The sequence below is a fragment of the Bradyrhizobium australafricanum genome (assembly GCF_020329495.1).
Classification (GTDB): domain Bacteria; phylum Pseudomonadota; class Alphaproteobacteria; order Rhizobiales; family Xanthobacteraceae; genus Bradyrhizobium; species Bradyrhizobium australafricanum.
Window position 1 is genome coordinate 1 of sequence record NZ_JAGKJL010000182.1, and the last position, 995, is coordinate 995.

Annotated in this window: 1 protein-coding gene; it reads right to left on the reverse strand. The window is 63.3% G+C overall.

Features of this window, described 5'->3' with window-relative positions; all coding sequences use genetic code 11:
* A partial coding sequence (istA, locus tag J6525_RS46435) for an IS21 family transposase (RefSeq protein WP_225649613.1) occupies positions 1-995 on the reverse strand: 995 nt, incomplete at both ends.

Genomic DNA, 995 nt, shown 5'->3' on the forward strand with positions numbered 1-995 from the left:
CGGTCGAGCCCGGATTTGAGGATCGCGCTCACCGAGGAGTAGCTGATCGCGTTGATGACGAGTGCCCGCTCGCAGGCCGCTTCGAGCCGATCGCGCTCGTAGCGCCGTGCCAGGGCGATGATCCCCATGGCGGAGCGATAACCCTGCTCGGGATGCGGGCGCTCACGCATCATCCGCTCGACCAGAGTGGCGGTGTTGACGCCGATCCGCGCTGCCATCTTGATCAAGCTCGCCGGCGTCATATTGGCATAACGCTGATGGGCCTTGGGCATGTGCTCGTTCACGGTGACATGGCCGCCGCGCTGAGAGCGGCGCACATGGCTGGCAACACGCGTGTGATCCTGGAAGATCTCGACGGCTCGATAGGTGAGCCGGACGTCCACCCGACGGCCGATCAGCCGGTGCGGCACCGAGTAAAAGGTCTTGTCGACTTCGACGTGATAATCGGGGTGGACCTTCGCCGTTTTCCACTCGGCGTATTCGAACGGCTCGCCCGGCAGCGGCGTCAACGCAGCGCGCTCGATCTCCTCGAACAGCTGCCGGCGGGATTTGCCGATATGGCGCATCGGCCGATGGTTCAGCTCCTCCAGCAGACCGCCGATCGCAGTATTGAGATCGGTCAGGTTGAAGAACCGCCGATGGCGCAGCCGTGCCAGAATCCAGCGCTCAACAATCAGCACCGCGCCTTCAACCTTGCCCTTGTCGCGCGGCTTGCGGCTGCGGGTCGGCAAAATCGTCGTGTCGTAGTGCTCGGCCATGGCGGCAAAGGTTTGGTTGAGCGTCGGCTCGAACCACAACGCCTTGACGACCCCGGCCTTCAGATTGTCGCAGACGATCGCCTTGGGAACTCCGCCGAAGTACGACAAGGCTCGGGTCTGGCCTTCGATCCAATCTGGTAGTCGCTGACCGAAGCTCCCCATAGCGAAGGTCAGCGACGAGGCCCCGAGCACCGCGACAAATATCTGCGCCTGACGGATCTCGCCGGTTTGCGGATC